Annotated in this window: 17 protein-coding genes; 13 read left to right on the top strand and 4 right to left on the bottom strand. The window is 67.2% G+C overall.

Going from position 1 to position 22,413, the window contains the following annotated elements:
* Positions 1 to 246 precede the first annotated feature (246 nt).
* The 8 genes from J5837_RS13760 to recJ all read left to right on the top strand — a co-directional run bounded on the left by J5837_RS13760 (position 247) and on the right by recJ (position 10,497).
* The gene (locus J5837_RS13760) at positions 247 to 1,446 is read left to right on the top strand and encodes an aminotransferase-like domain-containing protein (RefSeq protein ID WP_210537334.1); all 1,200 of its coding nucleotides are present in this window, start codon (positions 247 to 249) and stop codon (positions 1,444 to 1,446) included.
* Between the two features lie 175 nt (positions 1,447 to 1,621).
* Positions 1,622 to 2,335, top strand: a complete 714-nt coding sequence (gene dapB / locus J5837_RS13755; RefSeq protein WP_210537333.1) for a 4-hydroxy-tetrahydrodipicolinate reductase — start codon at positions 1,622 to 1,624, stop codon at positions 2,333 to 2,335.
* A 230-nt stretch (positions 2,336 to 2,565) separates the two neighbouring features.
* The gene (gene carA / locus J5837_RS13750) at positions 2,566 to 3,693 is read left to right on the top strand and encodes a glutamine-hydrolyzing carbamoyl-phosphate synthase small subunit (RefSeq protein WP_210537332.1); all 1,128 of its coding nucleotides are present in this window, start codon (positions 2,566 to 2,568) and stop codon (positions 3,691 to 3,693) included.
* Positions 3,694 to 3,728: 35 nt separating this feature from the next.
* Positions 3,729 to 4,133 carry a DUF6973 domain-containing protein gene (locus J5837_RS13745; protein ID WP_425504848.1) on the top strand — a complete coding sequence of 135 codons (405 nt, stop codon included), beginning with the start codon at positions 3,729 to 3,731 and terminating at the stop codon, positions 4,131 to 4,133.
* Positions 4,134 to 4,141: 8 nt separating this feature from the next.
* Positions 4,142 to 7,381, top strand: coding sequence for a carbamoyl-phosphate synthase large subunit (gene carB, locus J5837_RS13740; RefSeq protein ID WP_210537330.1), 3,240 nt, complete (start codon positions 4,142 to 4,144; stop codon positions 7,379 to 7,381).
* On the top strand, positions 7,378 to 7,854 hold the full coding sequence (greA, locus tag J5837_RS13735; protein WP_210537329.1) for a transcription elongation factor GreA: 477 nt from the start codon (positions 7,378 to 7,380) through the stop codon (positions 7,852 to 7,854). The genes carB and greA overlap by 4 nt, the downstream gene beginning before the upstream one ends.
* A 4-nt stretch (positions 7,855 to 7,858) precedes the next feature.
* Positions 7,859 to 8,776 carry a phosphoglycerate mutase gene (locus J5837_RS13730; RefSeq protein ID WP_210537328.1) on the top strand — a complete coding sequence of 306 codons (918 nt, stop codon included), beginning with the start codon at positions 7,859 to 7,861 and terminating at the stop codon, positions 8,774 to 8,776.
* A complete protein-coding gene (recJ, locus tag J5837_RS13725) occupies positions 8,773 to 10,497 on the top strand; it encodes a single-stranded-DNA-specific exonuclease RecJ (protein WP_210537327.1) in 1,725 nt (574 codons plus the stop codon). The genes J5837_RS13730 and recJ overlap by 4 nt, the downstream gene beginning before the upstream one ends.
* Here recJ and J5837_RS13720 read toward each other — a convergent pair.
* Entirely contained in the window at positions 10,457 to 11,659 is a 1,203-nt protein-coding gene (locus J5837_RS13720) for an acyltransferase family protein (RefSeq protein WP_210537326.1), read from the bottom strand. The genes recJ and J5837_RS13720 overlap by 41 nt on opposite strands.
* A 157-nt stretch (positions 11,660 to 11,816) precedes the next feature.
* Between J5837_RS13720 and J5837_RS13715 the strand changes: the two genes are divergently transcribed.
* The 5 genes from J5837_RS13715 to J5837_RS13695 all read left to right on the top strand — a co-directional run bounded on the left by J5837_RS13715 (position 11,817) and on the right by J5837_RS13695 (position 18,854).
* Positions 11,817 to 12,695: a LytTR family DNA-binding domain-containing protein gene (locus J5837_RS13715; RefSeq protein ID WP_210537325.1), complete on the top strand. Its 879-nt coding sequence runs from the start codon at positions 11,817 to 11,819 to the stop codon at positions 12,693 to 12,695.
* Between the two features lie 53 nt (positions 12,696 to 12,748).
* Positions 12,749 to 13,874, top strand: a protein-coding gene (gene prfB, locus J5837_RS13710) for a peptide chain release factor 2 (RefSeq protein WP_210537324.1) whose coding sequence is annotated in 2 segments (ribosomal slippage) — positions 12,749 to 12,823 and positions 12,825 to 13,874 — 1,125 coding nt in all. Because the reading frame shifts where the segments join, the coding sequence is not laid out codon by codon here.
* A gap of 99 nt (positions 13,875 to 13,973) precedes the next feature.
* On the top strand, positions 13,974 to 15,491 hold the full coding sequence (gene lysS, locus J5837_RS13705; protein ID WP_210537323.1) for a lysine--tRNA ligase: 1,518 nt from the start codon (positions 13,974 to 13,976) through the stop codon (positions 15,489 to 15,491).
* A 59-nt stretch (positions 15,492 to 15,550) separates the two neighbouring features.
* The gene (locus J5837_RS13700) at positions 15,551 to 16,708 is read left to right on the top strand and encodes an HD domain-containing phosphohydrolase (protein ID WP_210537578.1); all 1,158 of its coding nucleotides are present in this window, start codon (positions 15,551 to 15,553) and stop codon (positions 16,706 to 16,708) included.
* Positions 16,709 to 16,712: 4 nt separating this feature from the next.
* The gene (locus tag J5837_RS13695; protein WP_210537322.1) at positions 16,713 to 18,854 is read left to right on the top strand and encodes a response regulator; all 2,142 of its coding nucleotides are present in this window, start codon (positions 16,713 to 16,715) and stop codon (positions 18,852 to 18,854) included.
* Positions 18,855 to 18,944: 90 nt separating this feature from the next.
* Here the strand turns inward: J5837_RS13695 and J5837_RS13690 are convergent, their stop codons facing one another.
* The 3 genes from J5837_RS13690 to J5837_RS13680 all read right to left on the bottom strand — a co-directional run bounded on the left by J5837_RS13690 (position 18,945) and on the right by J5837_RS13680 (position 22,380).
* Complete coding sequence (locus tag J5837_RS13690) at positions 18,945 to 19,835, bottom strand: crotonase/enoyl-CoA hydratase family protein (RefSeq protein ID WP_210537321.1); 891 nt, start codon at positions 19,833 to 19,835, stop codon at positions 18,945 to 18,947.
* Positions 19,836 to 20,068: 233 nt separating this feature from the next.
* Entirely contained in the window at positions 20,069 to 21,751 is a 1,683-nt protein-coding gene (locus J5837_RS13685; RefSeq protein ID WP_210537320.1) for a long-chain fatty acid--CoA ligase, read from the bottom strand.
* A gap of 161 nt (positions 21,752 to 21,912) precedes the next feature.
* Positions 21,913 to 22,380: a hypothetical protein gene (locus J5837_RS13680; RefSeq protein WP_210537319.1), complete on the bottom strand. Its 468-nt coding sequence runs from the start codon at positions 22,378 to 22,380 to the stop codon at positions 21,913 to 21,915.
* Positions 22,381 to 22,413 lie beyond the last annotated feature (33 nt).

The raw sequence follows: 22,413 nt of genomic DNA, 5'->3' as shown, positions 1-22,413 counted from the left end.
GACGTCAGTCGCGAACATCGAAGCCATGGCACCGACACGCCGGTTGTCAACCAACAAAGCGAACGGTAGGTTCCCCAGCTTCGGCATTCGCGACTGACGTCGCTCCCACACCGGTTTGTGTCGGAGGGGTCAGCCTGAGGACGGTTGGACAAAGTGGTGTTTCCGGCTGCGAAAACCGGCGTTCCGCTGCATGTGCCCGGCCTTTTGCAGGGTGAAGCGACCGTGGCGCGGCGATAAACTATGCCGATGAACGCCAACATCACCCTGTCCAAGCGCGCCCAGGCCCTGACCAGCTCGGCGATCCGCGAAATCCTCAAGGTCACCGAGCGCCCCGAAGTGATTTCCTTCGCCGGTGGGTTGCCGTCGCCGGCGACCTTCCCGGTCGAGCGCATGCGCGAAGCCACCGACAAGGTGCTGCGCGATGCGCCGCAAGCCGCGCTGCAATACGGGCCGACCGAAGGTTTCACGCCGTTGCGCGAATGGGTAGCGCAACGCATGGCGAAACTCGGCGCGCCGGTCAGCCCCGGCCGCGTGTTGATCGTCACCGGCTCGCAGCAAGGCCTGGACCTGTTGGGCAAGACCCTGGTCGACGAGGGCAGCAAGGTGCTGGTGGAAACGCCGAGCTACCTCGGCGCGCTGCAGTCGTTTTCGCTGTTCCAGCCGAAGTTCGCCTCGATGCCGTCGGACGGGCAGGGCATCGACACCGATGCACTGACGCCGGAACTGCTGGCCGGCGCGCGCTTCATGTACTGCCTGCCGAATTTCCAGAACCCGACCGGCCGCCGCTTGCCGCTGGAGCGGCGCAAGGCGCTGGTGGAAAAGGCCGCGGCCGCGGGCGTGCCGTTGGTCGAGGATGATCCCTACGGCGAACTGTCGTACGACGGCGAGCACCTGCCCGGCCTGCTGTCGCTGAACCCGGAGCAGGGCATCTACATGGGCTCGTTCTCCAAGGTGCTGGCCCCGGGCCTGCGCCTCGGCTACGTGGTCGCGCCGGAACCGCTGTTCTCCAAGCTGGTGCAGGCCAAGCAGGCCGCCGACCTGCACACGCCGTCGTTCAGCCAGCGCATCGTCCACGAAACGATCAAGGACGGCTTCCTCGACACGCATATCCCGAGCATCCGCGACCTGTACGGCCGCCAGTGCCATTACATGCTCGACGCGCTGGAACGGCATTTCCCCACCGAAGCGCAGTGGACGCGACCGGAAGGCGGCATGTTCATCTGGGTCACCCTGCCGAAGGGCGTCGACACGACCCGGTTGCTGGCCAAGGCGATCGAGCAGAACGTCGCCTTCGTGCCCGGCGCGCCGTTCTTCGCCAACGATCCGCAGGCCAATACCCTGCGCCTGTCCTTCGTCACCGTGCCGGCGGAAAAGATCGAGGCCGGCATGCAGAAGCTGGGCGCGCTGGTGAAGGCGGAAATCGCCGGGTTGGCGCAGGCGGCCTAAGCAACCCTCGTGGGAGCGGCCTTGGCCGCGCGAACGCTCTTGCCGTAGAGCGGGGCTTGCCCCGCTACTGCTCGGGATCTGCCACAAGGGCCAGAAGTAGCGGGGGAAGCCCCGCTCTACCAAAGCCAAGCGAGATCATTCGCCGCCGGGGCCGCTCCCACGTATCCTGTCGGACATGACTTCCCCCGTCCGAATCCTCATCCACGGCGCCAGCGGACGCATGGGCCAGGCCTTGCTGCGACTGGCCGCCGCGCAGCCCGAGACCTTCGAGGTGGTCGGCGCGGTGTCGCGCAAGCCGGCTCAGCGGGTGATCGACGGAGTGCCGCAGTTCGCCGCCAGCGAATTGAACGGCGCGCCAGCGTTCGACGTGCTGGTCGATTTCAGCCTGCCCGAAGCCTTCGATCCCGTGCTGGCGCTATGCGTGCAGCGCGATACGGCGCTGGTGTCCGGCACCACCGGCCTGTCCGAAGCGCAACTCGCCGCGATGCGGAGTGCGGCGCAGAAGATCCCGCTGCTGTGGGCGTCGAACTTCAGCCTCGGCGTCGCGGTGCTGGCCGAGCTGGTCGAGCGTGCGGCGAGCGCATTGCCGGGTTGGGATTGCGACATCGTCGAAGCGCACCACACGCAGAAAAAGGATGCGCCTTCCGGCACCGCCCTGACCCTCGGGCAGGCGGCCGAATCCGCGGGCGCAGCCGTGCATTACGCCAGCCTGCGCGCCGGCGACATCGTCGGCGAACACCTGGTGCAATTCACCGGGCTGGGCGAACGCATCGAACTGGTCCACCGCGCGACCAACCGCGACATCTTCGCCCGCGGCGCGCTGCACGTCGCCGCGCGGCTGGCGGGCAAGCCGCCCGGCAGCTACCGGGTGCGCGACCTGCTGGATTGAGGCGTCGGCGACCGGATCGGTGCGATCCCACGGCCGCGGCTTCACAGTGGTATGGATGAGGTACGGCGACGTCGTTCCGAGTGTAGCCAAAGCTGGCGCGCGGCCGGCCTTGCCGGTACAATTCCCGCTCGCCTGTTACCCGCCACCACGGACCGGAGAAATACCGAGTCCGCGGTTTCTTGCAGCCGCAAACCGGCGGGACAGGGTTCCTCCACCCCAAGGCGAGCCCCGTGACCCATCCCGCAATCCTCGTGCTCGAAGACGGCAGCGTATTCGAGGGCGAATCCGTAGGCGCGACCGGACTTTCGGTCGGCGAAGTGGTGTTCAACACCGCGATGACCGGTTATCAGGAAATCCTGACCGACCCGTCGTACGCCCGCCAGCTGGTCACCCTGACCTATCCCCACATCGGCAACACCGGTTGCACCGACCAGGACGACGAAGCGGCCCAGGTCTGGTGCGCCGGCCTGATCGTGCGCGACGTGCCGCGCCGGCCCAGCAACTGGCGCAGCCAGGTGTCGCTGCCGGAATGGCTGCTGGCCCGCGGCATCGTCGCCATCGCCGGCATCGATACCCGCAAGCTGACCCGCATCCTGCGCGACAAGGGTGCGCAGAATGGCGCGCTGATGGCCGGCCCCGACATCGATGTCGACAAGGCGCTGGAAGCCGCGCGCAAGTTCCCCGGCCTGAAGGGCATGGACCTGGCCAAGGTCGTCTCCACGAGCCAGGCTTACCCGTGGCGGGAAGGGCAGCTCGACCTGGACAAGGGCGAGTTCGCCCGCGCCGAACCGAAGTTCAAGGTCGTCGCCTACGACTACGGCGTGAAGGCCAACATCCTGCGCATGCTGGCCGAGCGCGGCTGCGACGTGACCGTGGTGCCGGCGCAGACCCCGGCCGCCGAAGCGCTGGCGATGAATCCGCACGGCGTGTTCCTGTCCAACGGCCCCGGCGACCCGGAACCGTGCGACTACGCCATCGCGGCGATCAAGGAATTCGTCGCGAAGAAGATCCCGACCTTCGGCATCTGCCTCGGCCACCAGTTGCTGAGCCTGGCCAGCGGTGCGCAGACCATGAAGATGCCGCACGGCCACCATGGCGCCAACCATCCGGTCATCGACCTCGATAGCGGGCGGGTGCTGATCACTTCGCAGAACCACGGTTTCGCGGTCGACGAGGCCACGCTGCCGGCCAACGTGCGCGTGACCCATCGTTCGCTGTTCGACGGCACCAACCAGGGCATCGAACTGACCGATGCGCCGGCGTTCTCGTTCCAGGGCCACCCGGAAGCGAGCCCCGGCCCGCACGACATGGCGCCGCTGTTCGACCGTTTCGTCGAGTCGATGCGTCGCGCGGGATGAGCCGGTCGCCCGCCAGGTCGGTGTTCAGGCGCTGGATGCCGCGCCTGTTGGCCGTTGGCGTGCTGCTAGGCGCGTACCCGGCGTTCGTGCTGGTTTCGGTCTACGCCTACTGGTTCGGCTGCGGCCTGCCGGGCGGACGCAACGGTCCGGCCGACGCCTACCGGCATTCGCTGGCCAGCGCCATCGTCGCGTACACCAGTTCGCCGCGCTGCGTCGACTGGGTCACGCGGGTGATGGAACGCGACGGCGAAGGCAACCCGAGCCGCGCGATGGATGCGCACAACAACCGGATCGGCGCGCGGATAGGCGCGTCGGCCGATAGCTGGAAATCGATGCAGCAGGCGGTACGCACTGCAGTGGAACAGGGGTCGGTCGACGCCACGTCACCCGACCGGATCACCTGGCTCGCGCCCGACGCGTGGCAGGAACGCATTTACTGAGGAAGACGATGCCCAAGCGCACCGACATAAAAACCATCCTGATCATCGGCGCCGGCCCGATCGTGATCGGCCAGGCCTGCGAATTCGACTACTCCGGCGCGCAGGCGTGCAAGGCGCTGCGCGAAGAGGGCTACCGCGTGGTGCTGGTCAACAGCAACCCGGCGACGATCATGACCGACCCGGAGATGGCCGACGCCGTCTACATCGAGCCGATCAACTGGCAGACGGTCGAGAAGATCATCGCCAAGGAAAAGCCCGATGCGTTGCTGCCGACCATGGGCGGGCAGACCGCGCTGAACTGCGCGCTGGACCTGGCCGACCACGGCGTGCTGGAGAAGTACGGCGTCGAGCTGATCGGCGCCAAGCGCGAGGCCATCCGCATGGCCGAGGACCGCGAGCTGTTCCGCGTGGCGATGCAGGAAATCGGCCTGGAATGCCCGAAGGCCGAAGTCGCGCACACGCTGGAGGAAGCGCTCGATATCCAGACCCGCGTCGGCTACCCGACCATCATCCGTCCCAGCTTCACCCTGGGCGGCAGCGGCGGCGGCATCGCCTACAACCGCGAGGAACTGGTCGAGATCGTCAACCGCGGCCTGGAACTGTCGCCGACCACCGAAGTGCTGGTCGAGGAGTCGGTGCTGGGCTGGAAGGAGTTCGAGATGGAAGTGGTCCGCGACACCGCGGACAACTGCATCATCGTCTGCTCCATCGAGAACCTCGACCCGATGGGCGTGCACACCGGCGACAGCATCACCGTCGCCCCGGCGCAGACCCTGACCGACAAGGAATACCAGCGCCTGCGCGACGCCTCCATCGCGGTGCTGCGCAAGATTGGCGTGGACACCGGCGGTTCCAACGTGCAGTTCGGCATCAACGCGCAGACCGGCCGCGTGGTGGTGATCGAGATGAACCCGCGCGTGTCGCGTTCGTCGGCGCTGGCCTCGAAGGCGACCGGCTTCCCGATCGCCAAGGTCGCGGCCAAGCTCGCCGTCGGCTACACGCTGGATGAGTTGAAGAACGAGATCACCGGCGGCAAGACCCCGGCTTCGTTCGAGCCGAGCATCGACTACGTCGTCACCAAGATCCCGCGTTTCGCCTTCGAGAAATTCCCGCAGGCCGACGCGCGCCTGACCACGCAGATGAAGTCGGTCGGCGAAGTGATGGCGATGGGCCGCACCTTCCAGGAATCGATGCAGAAGGCCCTGCGCGGACTGGAAACCGGCAAGGTCGGCCTGGACCCGACCGGGCTGGACCTGGCCGACGAGAACGACCTGGCCACGCTGCGCCGTGAACTGAAGGCACCGGGCCCCGAACGCCTGTTCTACGTCGGCGATGCGTTCCGCGCCGGCATGAGCGTCGAGCAGGTATTCGAACTGTCGTTCATCGATCCGTGGTTCCTCGACCAGATCGAGGAAATCATCGCCGCCGAGAAGCAACTGGCCGCCGACGGCCTCGGTTCGCTGGACAAGCCCCGCCTGCGCAAGCTGAAGCGCGCCGGTTTCTCCGACGCGCGCCTGGCCCAGCTGGCCGGCACCGATGAAGCGGCGATCCGCGTGCTGCGCAACGCGCTGGGCGTGAAGCCGGTGTACAAGCGCGTCGACTCCTGCGCGGCCGAGTTCGCCACCAGCACCGCCTACCTGTATTCGACCTACGAGGACGAATGCGAGGCGCAGCCGAGCAATCGCGACAAGATCATGATCCTCGGCGGCGGCCCCAACCGCATCGGCCAGGGCATCGAATTCGACTACTGCTGCGTGCATGCGGCGTTGGCGCTGCGCGAGGACGGGTTCGAGACCATCATGGTCAACTGCAACCCGGAAACCGTGTCCACCGACTACGACACCTCCGATCGCCTGTATTTCGAACCGCTGACCCTGGAAGACGTGCTGGCCATCGTCGACGTCGAGAAGCCGAAGGGCGTGATCGTGCAGTACGGCGGGCAGACCCCGCTGAAGCTGGCGCGCGCGCTGGAAGCCAACGGCGTGCCGATCATCGGCACTTCGCCCGACAGCATCGACCTGGCCGAAGACCGCGAGCGCTTCCAGAAGCTGGTCAACGACCTGGGCCTGCTGCAGCCGCCGAACCGCACCGCGCGCAGCGCCGAGGAAGCGCTGTTGCTGGCCAAGGAAATCGGCTATCCGTTGGTCGTGCGCCCAAGCTACGTGCTCGGCGGCCGCGCGATGGAAGTGGTGCATGCCGACGCCGACCTGACCCGTTACATGCGCGACGCGGTCAAGGTTTCCAACGATTCGCCGGTGCTGCTGGACCGTTTCCTCGACAACGCCGTGGAAGCCGACGTCGACATCATCGCCGACCCCGACGGCAACATCCTGATCGGTGGCGTGATGGAGCACATCGAGGAGGCCGGCGTGCATTCCGGCGACTCATCGTGCTCGCTGCCGCCGTATTCGCTGTCGGAGCAGACCCAGCAGGAACTGCGCCGGCAGGTGGTGGAGCTGGCCCGCGCGCTGAACGTGGTCGGCCTGATGAACACCCAGTTCGCGATCCAGTCCGACAACGGCAACGACACCGTGTACCTGCTGGAAGTGAACCCGCGCGCTTCGCGTACGGTGCCTTTCGTGTCCAAGGCCACCGGCGTGGCGCTGGCCAAGATCGCCGCGCGCTGCATGGCGGGCAAAACCCTGGCCGAGCAGGGCGCGACCAAGGAAGTCGTGCCCGAGTACTACTCGGTCAAGGAAGCGATCTTCCCGTTCGCCAAATTCCAGGGCGTCGATCCGATCCTCGGACCGGAGATGCGTTCCACCGGTGAGGTCATGGGCGTCGGCCGCAACTTCGGCGCGGCGATGGCGCGCGCGCAGGAAGCCGGCGGGATCAAGGCGCCGCAGGCGGGCAAGGCCTTCGTCTCGGTGCGCGATCCGGACAAGCCGCGCGTGTTGCCGGTCGCGCAGGCGTTGATCGAGCGGGGCTTCTCGCTGGTCGCCACCCGCGGAACCGCCGAATGGCTGCGCAGCAACGGCCTGGACTGCGAAGTGGTCAACAAGGTCATCGAAGGCCGGCCGCACGTCGTCGACCTGATCAAGAACGGCGAAATCGTGTATATCGTCAACACCACGGAAGGGCGGCAGGCCATCGCCGACTCCTTCTCCATCCGCCGCGAGGCCCTGCAACACCGCGTCACCTATTCCACGACCGTCGCCGGCGCCCGTGCGCTGGTGCATTCGCTGGAATTCCGTGGCACCGGTCCGGTGCTGGCCCTGCAGGAACTGCACAAGGAATTGCGCGCATGAGAGCGCCGATGACACTGAAAGGCGCACAACGGCTGCGCGACGAACTGGACAACCTGAAGACGGTGAAGCGGCCGGAAGTGGTCGCCGCCATCGCCGAGGCGCGCGCGCACGGCGACCTGAAGGAGAACGCCGAATACCACGCCGCGCGCGAGCAGCAGGGCTTCATCGAAGGCCGCATCAAGCAGCTCGAAGGCGAACTGTCGCACGCCGAGGTCATCGACGTGGCCAAGCTCAACGCCGGTTCGCGCATCGTGTTCGGCGCGACCGTGACGCTGGCCGACGTCGAGACCGACGAGGAGAAGCGTTACCAGATCGTCGGCGACCTCGAGGCGGACATCAAGCTGGGCATGATCGCGATCTCCTCGCCGGTGGCGCGTGCGCTGATCGGCAAGCACGAGGGCGATGCAATCACCATCGACGCCCCGGCCGGCCAGCGCGAGTACGAAATCGTCGGCGTCGAATACCTCGGCTGAGCCGATGGCCTCGGCCACGCTGCTGCTGCCCGCGCGTTCCCGCCTCACCGGAGCGTTGCCGGTGGCCATCGGCCAGGCTTTGGCGCGTGCCGATGCCGGCCATGGCGAAGCGGGCGAACGCGCGCAATTACGCCGGCATTTCCAGCTGGTGCCCGACCACTGGCCGGTGGCCGCGCTGACCCGTTCGCTGGATGCCGGCGATGCCGCGTTGTCGTCTTGGCTGCGCGCCGATCCGGCCTACATCGTGCCGGACATCAACGGTGCGCGGTTGATGGCGTATGGCGAAGCGTTGGCGCTGGCCGAAGAGGACGCCAGGCAATTGCTGCCCGCGTTGCAGCCGTTGTTCGGCGACTTCGGTTGCCCGATCGATGCGCCGCATCCGTGGCGCTGGTACCTGCGTTTGCCGAAGGACGCGCGCCTGCCCGAATTCGCCGAACCCGAAACCGCACTCGGCGATGACCTGGCGGATCATCTGCCCGAAGGCGACGTCGGCCGGCGCTGGCGCGCCCTGCTGACCGAGGCGCAGGTGATCCTGCACCAGCATCCGTGGAACGCGCAGCGCGTCGCGCAAGGCAAGCCGGCGATCAACTCGTTGTGGTTCTGGGGCGCGGGCGCGGCGCCCGGCAGCGTGCGCACGTCGCATCGCCAGGTGAAGAGCCACGATCCGCTGCTGCAGGCCCTGTCCAAGGCGGCCGGCGTCGAATCCCGGGACGGCGATGCCGTCGATGCCCTGGTGGACCTGCGCCACCTGCGCTCGCTGCAAACGTTGGTCGGTGAAGTACTGCCGCCGTTGCTGGACGAGATCCGCAGCCGCCAGCTCGGGACACTGGATCTCGACTTCGAAGATGGCGCCCTGTACACGTTGCGCCGCGGCCAGCGCTGGCGCTTGTGGCGTCGCCCCTTGCCCGTGCTGGCCGCATGACCCCGCGACCGCGCATCCGCCGCCGCGAAATCGCCGAGATCGGCGAATGGCCGGCGCAAGTCCCGCGCCTGCTGCAGCGCATTTACGCGGCGCGCGGCGCGACCAGCCCGGACCAGGCCCAACCGAAGCTGGCCGGCCTGCATTCGCCCGGTTCGCTGGGCGGCATCGACGCCGCGACGGTCTTGCTTGCCGAAGCCATCGCAGCGGACAGGCACATCGTCGTGGTCGGCGATTTCGATTGCGACGGCGCCACCGCCTGTGCGCTGGCCGTGCGCGGGCTGCGCCTGCTCGGCGCGAAGCGGGTCACGCCGGCGGTGCCGAATCGCATGGTTCACGGCTACGGGTTGTCGCCGAGCCTGGTCGAAGAGCTTGTCGGGCTCGAGCCCGACCTGCTGGTTACCGTCGATCACGGCATCGCCTGCCATGCCGGCATCGCCCTGGCGAAGAAGAAGGGCTGGCGGGTGCTGGTCACCGATCATCATCTGCCGGCGGAAACCTTGCCGCCGGCCGACGCCATCGTCGATCCGAACCTGCGCGGCGACGCTTTCCCCAGCAAGATGCTGGCCGGCGTCGGCGTGATGTTCTACGTGCTGCTCGCGCTGCGCCAGCGCCTGCGCACGGATGGACGCTTGCCTTCGCCGGAGCCCGATCTGTCCGCGCTGCTCGACCTGGTCGCGGTCGGCACCGTCGCCGACCTGGTGCCGCTGGACGCGAACAACCGTGCGCTGGTCGGCGCCGGCCTGCGCCGTTTGCGCGCGGGGCAGGGCATCGCCGGCTTGCACGCACTGATCGAAGTGTCCGGACGCGAAGCGGGGAAGCTCAGCGCCGCCGACATCGGCTTCGCCCTCGCACCGCGCATCAATGCGGCGGGGCGATTGGAGGACATGAGCCTGGGCATCGAATGCCTGCTGACCGACGACCGATCGCGGGCACGCGAGCTGGCGGAAATCCTGCACGGGATCAATGCCGAGCGCCGCGGCGTGCAGGAGCAGATGACCGCCGAGGCAGAAGCCGCGGTCGCCAGGGCGGTGATCGACGGCGGCGACATGCCGCTCGCCGTGTGCCTGCACGATGCCGAATGGCATCCGGGCGTGGTCGGCCTGGTCGCATCGAAGATCAAGGATCGCCTGCATCGCCCGACCATCGCCTTCGCGCCATCGGAACCCGGAAGCACGAGCCTGCGCGGTTCGGCGCGTTCGATCCGCGGCTTCCACATCCGCGACGCGCTGGCCGCGATCGATGCCGCGCACCCGGGCCTGATCGGCAAGTTCGGCGGCCACGCGATGGCCGCCGGGCTTTCGCTCGATGAAACCGCCTTGCCGGCTTTCCGCGAAGCTTTCTCCGCGTACGCCGCCGCGCAACTCGGCCCCGAGCAGTTGCAGGCGGAAATCCTCAGCGACGGCGAACTGCTGCCGCAGGAATTCGACCGTTTCCACGCCGAGGCGATCCGCGATGGCGGGCCGTGGGGGCAGGGCTTCGCCGAGCCGCTGTTCGACGGCGAATTCGACGTGCTCGACTGGCGCGTGGTCGGCGAGCGCCACCTGAAGCTCAACCTGCGCCTCGCCGGCCGCCGCGAAGCGCTGAGCGCGATCCAGTTCGGCGGCTGGAACAACGAAGCGCCCGCGTCGCGGCTGCGCCTCGCATACCGTTTGGCGCCGGACGACTACCGCGGCGGGGCCGCTATCCAGCTGCTGGTCGAGCATCGGGAACCGGCGCCTTAGCCGCAGCCTTTCCCTTCAACCCGAACAGCGGCCGCAGCAGCGGCACGCGGCGGACGAGTTCGTAACCGCCGAAGCAGACGGCGAACGTCAGCAGCACCAGCAGCGGCCCTTCCAGCAATGGCGGCAGGTCCAGCGGCTTGGCGCCATGGGCCAGCGCCACGATGACGGTCTGGTGCAGGATGTAGACCGGAAACACCGCCGGGGCCAGGTAGCGCAGCGCGGCGCTGTCGGTATTGCGGAAACGGTAGGCGAAACCGAATGCGGCGGCGATGGCGCACCACTGGTCGACGGCCCAGGCCACCCGCAGCGCCATCCGCAATGCATCCGGCGGCGGGTTGGCGTCGCCGTAGCCCGCGCAATACCAGACGCCGACCACCGATGCATAACCGGCAACGGCGGCGGCCAGTGCCGCCCAGCGCAATCGCTGCAGCGATTCCCAGAAGCCGGTCGAGAACGCCAGCAGGTAGCCCAGCAGGAACATCGGCAGGTACTGCGCATGGTTGTACCAGTCGTCGACCAAGTCGTGGGTCGATTCGAAGCGCTCCGCAAGCAACAACCGCGCCAGCGCCAGCCACGCGACCGGCCACAGCAGCGCGCCCACGCCCGACAACCCGCGCCCGAGCCACGCACCGAAGCCCTGCATCGCCTTCGGCGCCAGCGTCAGCAGCAGCAACAGGACGACGGTGTACACCCACAGGTAGGCGAGGAACCACAGGTGGTTCCAGGTAGGGCTGTCCACGCAGTCGCCCGGCGCCGCGCAGTAGAAATCGCCGGCGCGCAGGTAGGTGCCCATGAAGGCGAGGTAGTCCGCGTGGTAGCCGCCCGGAACTTTTTCCGCCAGTTCCAGGTAGACCTGCGGCGGCACCACCACGTACATGCCGAACAGCAAGGGCAGCAGCAGCCGCCACGAACGCGGGCCCAGGAAGCGGGCCCCTTCCCGGCGCGCCCGGCCCAGCAGGAAGGCGGTGGCGACGCCGGATATCACGAACAGCAGCGACATCCGCCATGGGCTGGTCGACAGCATCAGGGGTTCCAGGGCGGGGCCTGCGTGCGGGCTTTTGACGTGCCAGTCCCAGCTCACGTAGTACATGCCGACGTGGTAGAAAACCAGCAGGCCGAAGGCGCAGATGCGCACCCAGTCGATGTCGTGGCGGCGGTGCATGGCGGGCTCCTAATCGGAAGGGATTGCGCGCAGGTTCGGCACCGCGCGGGGCAGGGACCAGCCGGAAGTGACCGTCCGCGGGAGGTCTGGGACGGGGCGAGGGCGCGCGGGGACGAGCCGGGACGGATCGGATCCGCGTCGCTCGTAGAATGCGCGGATGAATCCAGCCGCCCCGACCGCCTACGAACGCTTCCAGCCATGGCGGCGCAGTTTCGAGGTCGGCTTCTGGGTGGCCCAGTACCTGGTCAGCGCCATCGGCAACAGCATCACCGTGGGCATGGACGTGCGCCGGCTGCACCTGCAGTTCGCCGCCTGGCAGCCGGCGGTCTGGGAAGCCAGCAGTTCGGTGGTCGCGCTGGCCTTGGTACCGGCGGTGGTCTGGTTCACCCGGCGCTGGCCGCTGCACCTGGACAACTGGCGGCGGATGCTCCCGCTGCACCTGTTCGGCAGCCTGGTCTGGTCGGCCCTGCATGTCGCCGGCATGGTGGCGATCCGCAAGGCGATCTATGCCGGCCAGGGACTGCACTACGATTTCAGTCCGTGGTGGTGGGAATTCGGCTACGAATACCTGAAGGACGTGCGCTCCTATGCCGGCATCGTGTTGGCCATCGAAGGCTACCGCCTGCTGCTGCGCCGGTTGCAGGGCGAAGCCAGCCTGCTGGGCGTGCCGGACGAAGGCCCGCCGATGGAAGCGGTCGAGCGGCCCGAGCGCTTCCTGGTGCGCAAGCTGGGGCGCGAGTTCCTGGTCGCCGCCAACGATGTCGAATGGCTGCAGGCCGCCGGCAACTACGTCAACCTGCGCGTGCGCGGCCACGACTATCCCCTGCGCAGCACCATCGCCGGCATCGAGGGCAAGCTGGATCCGGCGCGTTTCGTGCGCATCCACCGCAGCTACATCGTCAACCTCGACCAGGTCGCCTCGATCGAGCCGCTGGATACCGGCGACGCGCGCGTGCACCTGAAGGACGGCACCTCGCTGCCGGGCAGCCGCACCTACCGCGGCGGCCTGCGCGAACGCATCGGCGAGGGCGCCTGAAGCGGGCAGGGCTGCTAGAATCTGCGGCCGTTTTCCCGATATTTTCCCCCGTCATGATCGAACTGAACCCCATCCGCCAGCGCATCGCCGATCTGCAGCAAAGGTTGGCCTCGCTCCGGGGGTATCTTTGACTACGATGCCAAGCGCGAGCGCCTGGAAGAAGTAAGCCGCGAGCTGGAAAGCCCGGACATCTGGAACAACCCCGAATACGCCCAGCAGCTCGGCCGCGAGCGTTCGCTGCTGGACAAGACCGTCAACGGCATCCGCGACCTTGACGAAGGCCTGTCCGGCGCCGAAGAACTGCTAGAGCTGGCCGAGATGGAAAGCGACGAGGAAACCGCGCTGGCCGTGCAGGCCGACGTCGAGCGCTATGCCGGCGGCGTGGACAAGCTGGAATTCCAGCGCATGTTCTCCGGCGAGATGGACAGCGCCAACGCCTTCGTCGACATCCAGGCCGGCGCCGGCGGCACCGAGGCGCAGGACTGGGCGGAAATCCTGCTGCGCATGTACCTGCGCTGGGCCGAATCGCGCGGCTGGAAGGTCGAGCTGATGGAAGCCTCGGCCGGCGAAGTCGCGGGCATCAAGTCGGCGACCTTCCGCGTCGAAGGCGACTACGCCTACGGCTGGCTGAAGACCGAGATCGGCGTGCACCGGCTGGTGCGCAAGTCGCCGTTCGATTCGGACAACCGCCGCCACACCAGTTTCACCAGCGTGTTCGTTTCGCCGGAAGTCGACGACAACATCGACATCGAGATCAACCCGGCCGACCTGAAGACCGACGTGTACCGCTCGTCCGGCGCCGGCGGCCAGCACGTCAACAAGACCGAGTCCGCGGTGCGCATCACCCACGTGCCCAGCGGCGTGGTCGTGGCCTGCCAGACCGAGCGCAGCCAGCACGCCAACCGCGACCGCGCGATGAAGATGCTGAAGGCCAAGCTGTACGAGATCGAGATCCAGAAGCGCAATGCCGAGAAGAACGCACTGGAAGCGACCAAGTCCGACATCGGCTGGGGCAGCCAGATCCGCAACTACGTGCTCGACCAGTCGCGGATTAAGGACCTTCGCACCGGCATCGAACGCAGCGACACGCAGAAGGTGCTGGACGGCGACCTCGACGAGTTCCTCGAAGGCAGCCTGAAGGCCGGCCTGGATGCCGGCGCCAAGCGCATCGACGCGTAATCGGCGATGATCCATCCGGCGGGAGCGACGTAAGTCGCGATGCCTTTCCGGCCATCGTCGCGCTCCCGCAACCAAGAACACATCTCCCCGCGAACCAACATGACCGAACCCACCGCCCAGCCCGCCGTCGACGAAAACAGCCTCATCGCCGAACGCCGCGGCAAATTGACCGCACTGCGCGGGCAGGGCATCGCGTTCCCCAACGACTTCCGCCGCGAACACTACGCAGGCGACCTGCAGGCCGAATTCGCCGACGCGGAGCAGTGGACCGCCGAAGCGCTGGAAGCCGCCAACCGCACGGTGAAGCTGGCCGGGCGCCTGCTGGCCAAGCGGGTGATGGGCAAGGCCAGCTTCGCCCAGGTCCAGGACGAATCCGGACGCATCCAGCTGTTCCTGCAATCGAACACGCTGGGCCCGGCCTATGACGCGTTCAAGGGCTGGGACGTCGGCGACATCGTCGCGGTGGAGGGCGGCCTGACCCGCACCAAGACCGGCGAGTTGTCGGTCAAGGCGACCAGCCTGCGCCTGCTGACCAAGTCGCTGCGCCCGCTGCCGGACAAGTGGCATGGCCTGAGCGACGTCGAACAGCGCTACCGCCAGCGCTACGTCGACCTGATCGTCACCCCCGAGGCGCGCGAAGTCTTCATCAAGCGCTCGAAGATCATCCGCGCCATCCGCGAATGGCTGGACGCGCGGCGCTTCCTCGAAGTGGAAACGCCGATGATGCATTACATCCCCGGCGGCGCCACCGCCAAGCCGTTCACCACCCACCACAACGCATTGGGCCTGGACCTGTACCTGCGCGTCGCGCCGGAGCTGTACCTGAAGCGCCTGGTCGTCGGCGGGCTGGAACGGGTGTACGAGATCAACCGCAACTTCCGCAACGAAGGCGTCAGCACCCGGCATAACCCCGAATTCACCATGCTCGAACTGTACGAGGCGTATGCCACGTACCACGAGGTGATGGATCTGACCGAAAACGTCATTCGCGATACCGCGCAGAAGGTGCTGGGCACCACCCAGGTGGAATGGGACGGGGCGGAGATCGACCTGGGCCCGAAATTCCGCCGCTGGCGCATGGACGAGGCGGTACGCCACCACAACCCGGAAATCTCCGCCGCCGACTGCACCGACCGCGAGGCGCTGCTGCGCCATTGCGAGCGGCTGAAGATCAGGGTCAAGCCGTCCTACGGCTGGGGCAAGCTGCTGCTGGAGATCTTCGAGGCCACGGTCGAGCACACCCTGGTGCAGCCGACCTTCATCACCGACCACCCGGTCGAGGTCTCGCCGCTGGCCCGGGCCAGCGACACCGAACCGGGCTATACCGACCGCTTCGAGCTGTTCATCAACGGCAAGGAACTGGCCAACGGCTTCTCCGAACTCAACGATCCCGAGGACCAGGCGGCGCGCTTCCGGGCCCAGGTCGAAGCGAAGGAGGGCGGCGACGACGAGGCCATGCATTTCGATGCCGACTACATCCGGGCGCTGGAGTACGGCATGGCCCCCACCGGCGGCCTGGGCATCGGCATCGACCGCCTGGTCATGCTGCTGACTGGTTCGGCTTCCATCCGTGACGTACTGCTCTTTCCGTACATGCGGCCCGAAAACCAGGGCTGAAACGGCCGCGGGCGGCGCCGATTTGCATAACCTTGGCATGTTTCATGCGTGATTTGCGTATGGCTTGTCAGGACCTCGAACAATTAGTGTCCGTATTGGACACGTCGGATTATCCTCAGGCTTTCGGCGGGCCGTGGTCCGCCGAGGGGAGACAACGTTTGGACATCGTCATCGTCGATGATCAGGTTTCGGCCCGCAGCATGCTGCGCCACATCATCGAAGACATCGCCAGCGAATTGGCCGTGCACGACTTCGGCGATCCGCAGGCAGCCCTGGACTGGTGCACCCAGCACCACGCCGACCTGTTGCTGCTGGATTACCGGATGCCGGGCATGGACGGGCTGGAGTTCGCCCGGCGCTTCCGCCGGTTGCCGGCCCACCGCGACATCCCGATCATCCTGGTGACCGTGGTCGGCGACGAGCCGATCCGCCAGGCGGCGCTGGACGCCGGGGTCATCGACTTCCTGGTCAAGCCGGTGCGTCCGCGCGAACTGCGCGCCCGCTGCCGCAACCTGCTGCAGCTCCGGCAGCAGTCGGAAACCGTCAAGCAGCGCGCCCTGTCGCTGGAACAGCGCCTGCTGTCGAGCATGCACGAGGTGGAGGAACGAGAACGCGAGACCCTGTTCCGCCTGGCCCGTGCCATCGAATACCGCGACGCGGGCACCAGCGCCTACCTGGAACGCATGGCCCATGTCGCCGGCCTGATCGCCGAACAGCTCGGCCTGTCCGAAGACGAAGCGCGGATGATCGAACTGGCCGCGCCGCTGCACGACCTGGGCAAGATCGCGATTCCCGACGCCGTGCTGATGAAGCCGGGCCCGCTGGTCCAGTCCGAGATCGAGATCATGCGCCGGCACCCGAAGCTTGGCTTCGAACTGCTCAGCGGTAGCCACAACCGCTTCATCCAGGCCGGCGCGGCGATCGCCCTGCGCCACCACGAGCGCTACGACGGCAGCGGCTATCCCGACGGGCTGGCCGGCGAGGAGATTCCGCTGGAGGCGCGCATCGTGGCCGTCGCCGACGTGTTCGATGCGCTGATCTCGCCGCGGCCGTACAAGCCGGCCTGGAGCATCGAGGCCGCGCTCGACTACCTGCGCGAGCAGCGCGGCCGCCTGTTCGACCCGGCCTGCGTCGATGCGCTGACCCGCGACATGGACCGGCTGGAAGACATCTGCGCCCGGTTCTCCACCGCACAGACCCGTCCGGGCGCGGCCTAGCCGGATGAACCGCCTGCTGCCACGGCTGAAGCTCCGGCTGTCGCAACGGCCCGACAGCGAGCATGGGCAGGCGATCGTGCGGTTGGCCATCGCCTGCCTGATCCTGGCCTACCTGTGGTTCATCGGGCGGTATCGCAGCGACGACGGCAACCTCGGCGCGATGGTGCTGATCATGGCCGTCGAAGCCGCGGTCGGCATGGGCCTGATCGTCGCGATCCTGGTCAATCCGGGCGTGTCGCACACGCGGCGCACGCTGGGCATGCTGGCCGACTACACCACGCTGGCCGCGCTGATGTCGCTCAACCCGGCGGCGCTGGCGCCGCTGTACGTGATCATCATGTGGGTCACGATCGGCAACGGCATGCGCTACGGCACGGCCTATCTGTATTCGGCGATAGCGCTGGCGGTCAGCGCCTTCACCGTGGCGGTGGCGAACAGCGATTACTGGCAGCGGCAACCTTACCTCGCCGTCGGCCTGTGGTGCGGGTTGATAGCGATTCCCGGATACCTGTCGTCGCTGATGAAGACCCTGCATCGCGCGACCGAGGAAGCGCGCCGCGCCAACGCGGCCAAGAGCCGGTTCCTGGCCACCATGAGCCACGAGTTCCGCTCGCCGCTCAACGGCATCATCGGCATGGCCGAACTGATGCGCGGCACGCGTCTCGAGCCGGAACAGAAGGAATACGCGGAAGTCATCCACACCTCGGCGCAGACCCTGCTGCTGCTGGTCGAGGACGTGCTGGACATCTCCGCGATCGAGGCCGGCAAGGTCCAGCGCAAGGATGCGGATTTCGACCTGTCGCAGCAGATCCGCCGCCTGCAGACCATGCTGCAGCCGCTGGCCGCGGGCAAGGGCCTGCAGCTTACCGCATCGATCGACAAGGACGTGCCGCTGCTGTTGCACGGCGACGGCGCACACCTGACCCAGGTCCTGCTCAACCTGATGCACAACGCGATCAAGTTCACCGAGCGCGGCGGCGTCGCGCTGACCGTGAATGCGCTGAAGCGCGAGGGCGACCGGGTGCAGTTGCAGTTCTCGGTGCGCGACACGGGCATCGGCGTGCCCGCGCAATCCAAGGAGCGCATCTTCGGCGCGTTCGAGCAGGTGGATACCGGGCCGTCGCGCCGCTTCGACGGCATCGGCCTGGGCACGACCATCGCCAAGACCCTGGTCGCGCTGATGGAAGGCGAGATCGGGCTGGAGGACAACGCAGGCGGCGGCAGCCATTTCTGGGTCCGCGTGCCGATGCGGATGCGCGAGGCGGACGGGCGTGGCGAAGCCGGCAACGTGGTGTCCTTCGACAATGCCTTCGTCCGCCACAAGGCGAAGGTGCGGCCGCTGCGCGTCGTGATCGCCGACGACCAGATGGCCAACCGGGTCGTGTTGACCCGCATCCTGGAGCGCGCCGGGCACCGCGTGCAGGCGGCGAACGACGGCGAACAGGCGCTGGACCTGCTTGCGGACGGCAACATCGACCTGGCGGTGATCGACATGCACATGCCGCGGATCAGCGGCCTGGACGTGGTCCGCGAACTGCGTTTCATGCAGGCCGGGCGCGAACGCACGCCGGTCATCGTGCTCAGCGCCGATGCCACGCCGCAGGCCGTGCGCGAAGCGCAGGAGGCCGGCGCGAGGGCGTTTCTGACCAAGCCGGTGGTGGTCGGCCGGTTGCTCGACACCATCGCCGACGTGATCGGGCAACGCCAGGTGCCCGCGGTGCGGCCCGTCGGCAACAGCGAGCCGAAGGCGATCGAGCCGTCGATCCTGAAAGAGTTGGCCGAGATGGGCCTGGGCGGGAACTTCCTGCGCGATTTCGTCGAGCAGTGCCTGAAGGACGCCTCCGGATGCCTGCAGGACATGGAGCGCCATGGCGGCGCGTCGCGCTGGGCCGAGTACCGCGATGCCGCGCACGCCTTCAAGGGCGTGGCCGAGAACCTCGGCGCGCAGCGCATCGCCGAGGATTGCTCGCGCATCCTCAAGGCGGCCGACGATGTACTGGCCCGCGACCGGCAGCGGCAGGTCGAGGCGCTGTCCAAGCAACTGGCCGTGGTTTCCCGGCAGGTGCGCGACGAAGTGGCCCGCCTGTTGCGCGCCACGCCGACCGCACCGGAATCGTCATCGCCCAAGGGCCACGACGCTTCCTGATTCGGGCGTTTCCCCCTGCCCATGCCGGGCTTCCCTACGATTCCCCCGTCTGGCGGCCTCCCAGTCGCCGCCAGCTTCTTCCCCCGCTGATCAGGCCGAGATGGCCTGCGGCGTGGTTTCGGCACGACGCTGCTGCGCGCGGACCAGGCGTTCCATGGTGCGCAGGGCGCGTTCGTTGAGGCGCATCGCCGCATCGACCCATTCGGTGGTCACCGCCAGCAGTTCGTCCAGCGTCACCGGCTTGCTGGCCTGGCGCACCGAATTCATCGAACGCAACGCGTTGCCCATGCGCTTGTGCCTGCGGATCAGTTCGCGCGCGAACTGCTGGCCTTCGCCCTTCGGCACGACGTAGTCGACCACGCCCATTTCCAGCAATTCCTCGACCGGATAGGTGCGCGCGTCCAGCATCATGCGTTCGGCCTTCGCGGCCGGCACCCGGCGGGTCAGGAAGGTGTACGCGCCCATGCCCGGGAACAGGTCGAACAGGACTTCGGGGAAACCCATGCCGGCGCCTTCCTCGGCGATGATCGTGTGGCAGCACAGCGCCGCTTCGAAGCCGCCGCCGAGCGCGTCGCCCTGGATCACCGCGATGCTGTGCACGCGGTCTTCGTACAGGCGCGAGAAGTTGTACGCCACTTCCACGCACAGGCGTGCGTACTCGAGCAGGCGACCGCGGTTGCCGCTGCGGATCAGCTTGAGGAACAGCGAAAGGTCGCCGCCGAGGTTGAACACGTTGGGATCGTCCGAAGCCAGCACCAGGTGGTGGATGCCGGCCTGCGGATCGGTATCGGCGGACAGGCGGCGGCGCAACACGTCCTGGCTGTGCTTCATTTCGTTCAGCAGCTGCTCGGAGAAGCACGGGTGGTAGATGTCCGGCGGACTGGAGTGCATGAAGCACCAGTCGGTCTGGTTGGCGGCGTCGACCTGGTGGCGGATCAACGAGGGGGCGGGGACGACGGGGATGTTTTCGAACAGGGACATGGCAAGGCTCCGGATAGGACATGGCAGGGTCGACGAAACCGTTTGCACGGTCGCGCGACGATGCTATACCTGCCGGGCGCCGCTAGCAGCCGCCGGCCCGCTTGTCGAGGGGCGTCTGGCGAAAAGCGTGACCTGCGTAGCAAATACGCGCCCGGCGGCCGGGCGCGGGGGCCGGACGCCGCCCACGAAAAAGGCCGGCTTGCGCCGGCCTTTGCCCACCGCCGCGGCCCGGCTCAGCCAGCCTTGGCGGGGACCTCGCGCAGTTCCTTGCGCAGGATCTTGCCGACATTGGTCTTCGGCAGTTCGGTGCGGAATTCGACGAATTTGGGCTGTTTGTAACCGGTCAGGTTTTCGCGGCAATAGGCCTTCACGTCCTCGGCCGTGAGCGCGGGGTTCTTCTTCACGATGAATACCTTGACCGCCTCGCCGGACTTCTCGTCGGGCACGCCGACCGCAGCGACTTCGAGCACGCCGTCCAGGCCCGCGATCACGTCTTCGACCTCGTTCGGATACACATTGAAGCCGGAGACCAGGATCATGTCCTTCTTGCGGTCGACGATGTAGAAGTAGCCGTTCGCATCCATCTTGGCCACGTCGCCGGTGTGCAGCCAACCGTCGGCGTCGATGACCTTGGCGGTTTCCTCGGGGCGCTGCCAGTAACCCTTCATCACCTGCGGGCCCTTGATGCACAGTTCGCCGACTTCGCCCATGCCCAAGATGTTGCCGTCGTCGTCCTTGACGCAGGCGTCGGTGGACGGGATCGGCAGGCCGATCGAACCGTTGTAGTCCTTCAGGGTCAACGGATTGATGCACGCGGCCGGCGAGGTTTCGGTCAGGCCGTAGGCCTCGACCAGGGTCACGCCGGTGACTTTCTTCCAGCGCTCGGCCACCGCGCGCTGCACGGCCATGCCGCCGCCCAAGGTCATCTTCAGGCTGGAGAAATCGACCTGGTCGAAGCCGGGCGTGTTGAGCAGGCCATTGAACAGCGTGTTGACGCCGGTGATGGCGGTGAAGCGGATCTTGCGCAGCTCCTTGACGAAACCGGGCATGTCGCGCGGGTTGCTGATCAGGTAGTTCAACCCGCCGAGCTTGATGAAGACCAGGCAGTTCGCCGTCAACGCGAAGATGTGGTACAGCGGCAGCGCGGTGACGATGGCTTCCTGGCCGTATTCGAGCTCGTGGCCCAGCCAGGCCGAAGCCTGCTGCAGGTTGGCGACCAGGTTGCGGTGGGTCAGCATCGCGCCCTTGGCCACGCCGGTGGTGCCGCCGGTGTATTGCAGGAAGGCGATGTCCTCGGCGGCAACGTCGACCTGCGGCAGCGCATGCAGCGCGCCCAGCGACAACGCATCGTTGAAGCGTCGAGCACCCGGCAGGTCGTAGTCGGGCACCAGCTTCTTCACGTACTTCAGCACGAAGTTGATCAGCGCGCCCTTGGGGAAGCCGAGCAGGTCGCCCATGCCGGTGGTGACCACGTGGCGGACCGGGGTCTGGGCGATCACTTCCTGCACCGTGGCGCCGAAGTTGTCGATCACCACCAACGCAGCGGCACCGGCGTCGACCAGCTGATGCTTCAGTTCGCGCGGCGTGTACAGCGGGTTGACGTTGACCACGGTCAGGCCCGCGCGCAGCACGCCGAACACCGCGATGGGGTACTGCAGGCAGTTGGGCATCATGATGGCGACGCGGTCGCCTTTCTTGAGCTTCAGCTCGTTGAGCAGGTACGAGGCGAACTGCTGGCTCAGCCGGTCGAGTTCGGCATAACTGATGCGCTTGCCGAAGTTGCTGAAGGCGGGGAGGTCGCGGAAGCGGGCGACCGCGGTTTCGAACACGTCGACGACCGAACGGTATTCGTCCATGTCGATCTCGTGCGGCACTCCCTGCGGGTAGCTCCCGTACCAAGGCCGATCTGCAACCATGCTCGCTTCCTCCCCAGGCTAGTAGGCCGCGCGCGTCGAATGCACGCAGCCCATGCAGCATACCGTCACGAATGGAGGAATCGGAAGCCGATCGACGGGGAATTTGCTGTTGCGACGCAGCATCCGCGCGGCGCCTCTTCGATACCGACCCGTGTCCGAACTCAATATCGGTAGCAGGCACCCAATGCGGTGCGACTGGCTTGGGTGGAGCCTTGCAACGACAGGTCGCCTTGCGGCGTACCGTTCAGCGCCACGGCGGCCTTGCCGGATTGGCTGGCCAGCAACTTCGGCAACGGTGAAGCGCGCAGATCGCTGTACCAGATGTTGCCGCGGTCGGGACTGCGGGTCAGCGGCAGGTCGACGCGCATCACGCCGAAATTGATCGCCAGTTGCGCGGGCTGGCTGGTCGGTTGGCCGGGTTTCAATACCAGGGCGATCACCGGCGCACCGTCGCGGCACATCAGGCTGACGGTTTGCAGCGCGCCCGGACCTGCCACCAGGGCGACCGAGGATTTGCCGGCCGAACGCGCTTCCCAGCGCGAAGTCGGCGGCTTGTTGCCGGCCGCGTGTACCGAACCGGCCGCAACCAGCGCGGGGAGCAATGCGAGGGAAACGATCAGGGACTTCATCTGCGGAGCCGGGGTGGAGACCCGCCGATCCTA

Origin of the sequence: Pseudoxanthomonas helianthi (assembly GCF_017939625.1) — a bacterium.
Taxonomy (GTDB): domain Bacteria; phylum Pseudomonadota; class Gammaproteobacteria; order Xanthomonadales; family Xanthomonadaceae; genus Pseudoxanthomonas_A; species Pseudoxanthomonas_A helianthi.
This window is presented reverse-complemented; position numbering and strand designations above follow the sequence as displayed.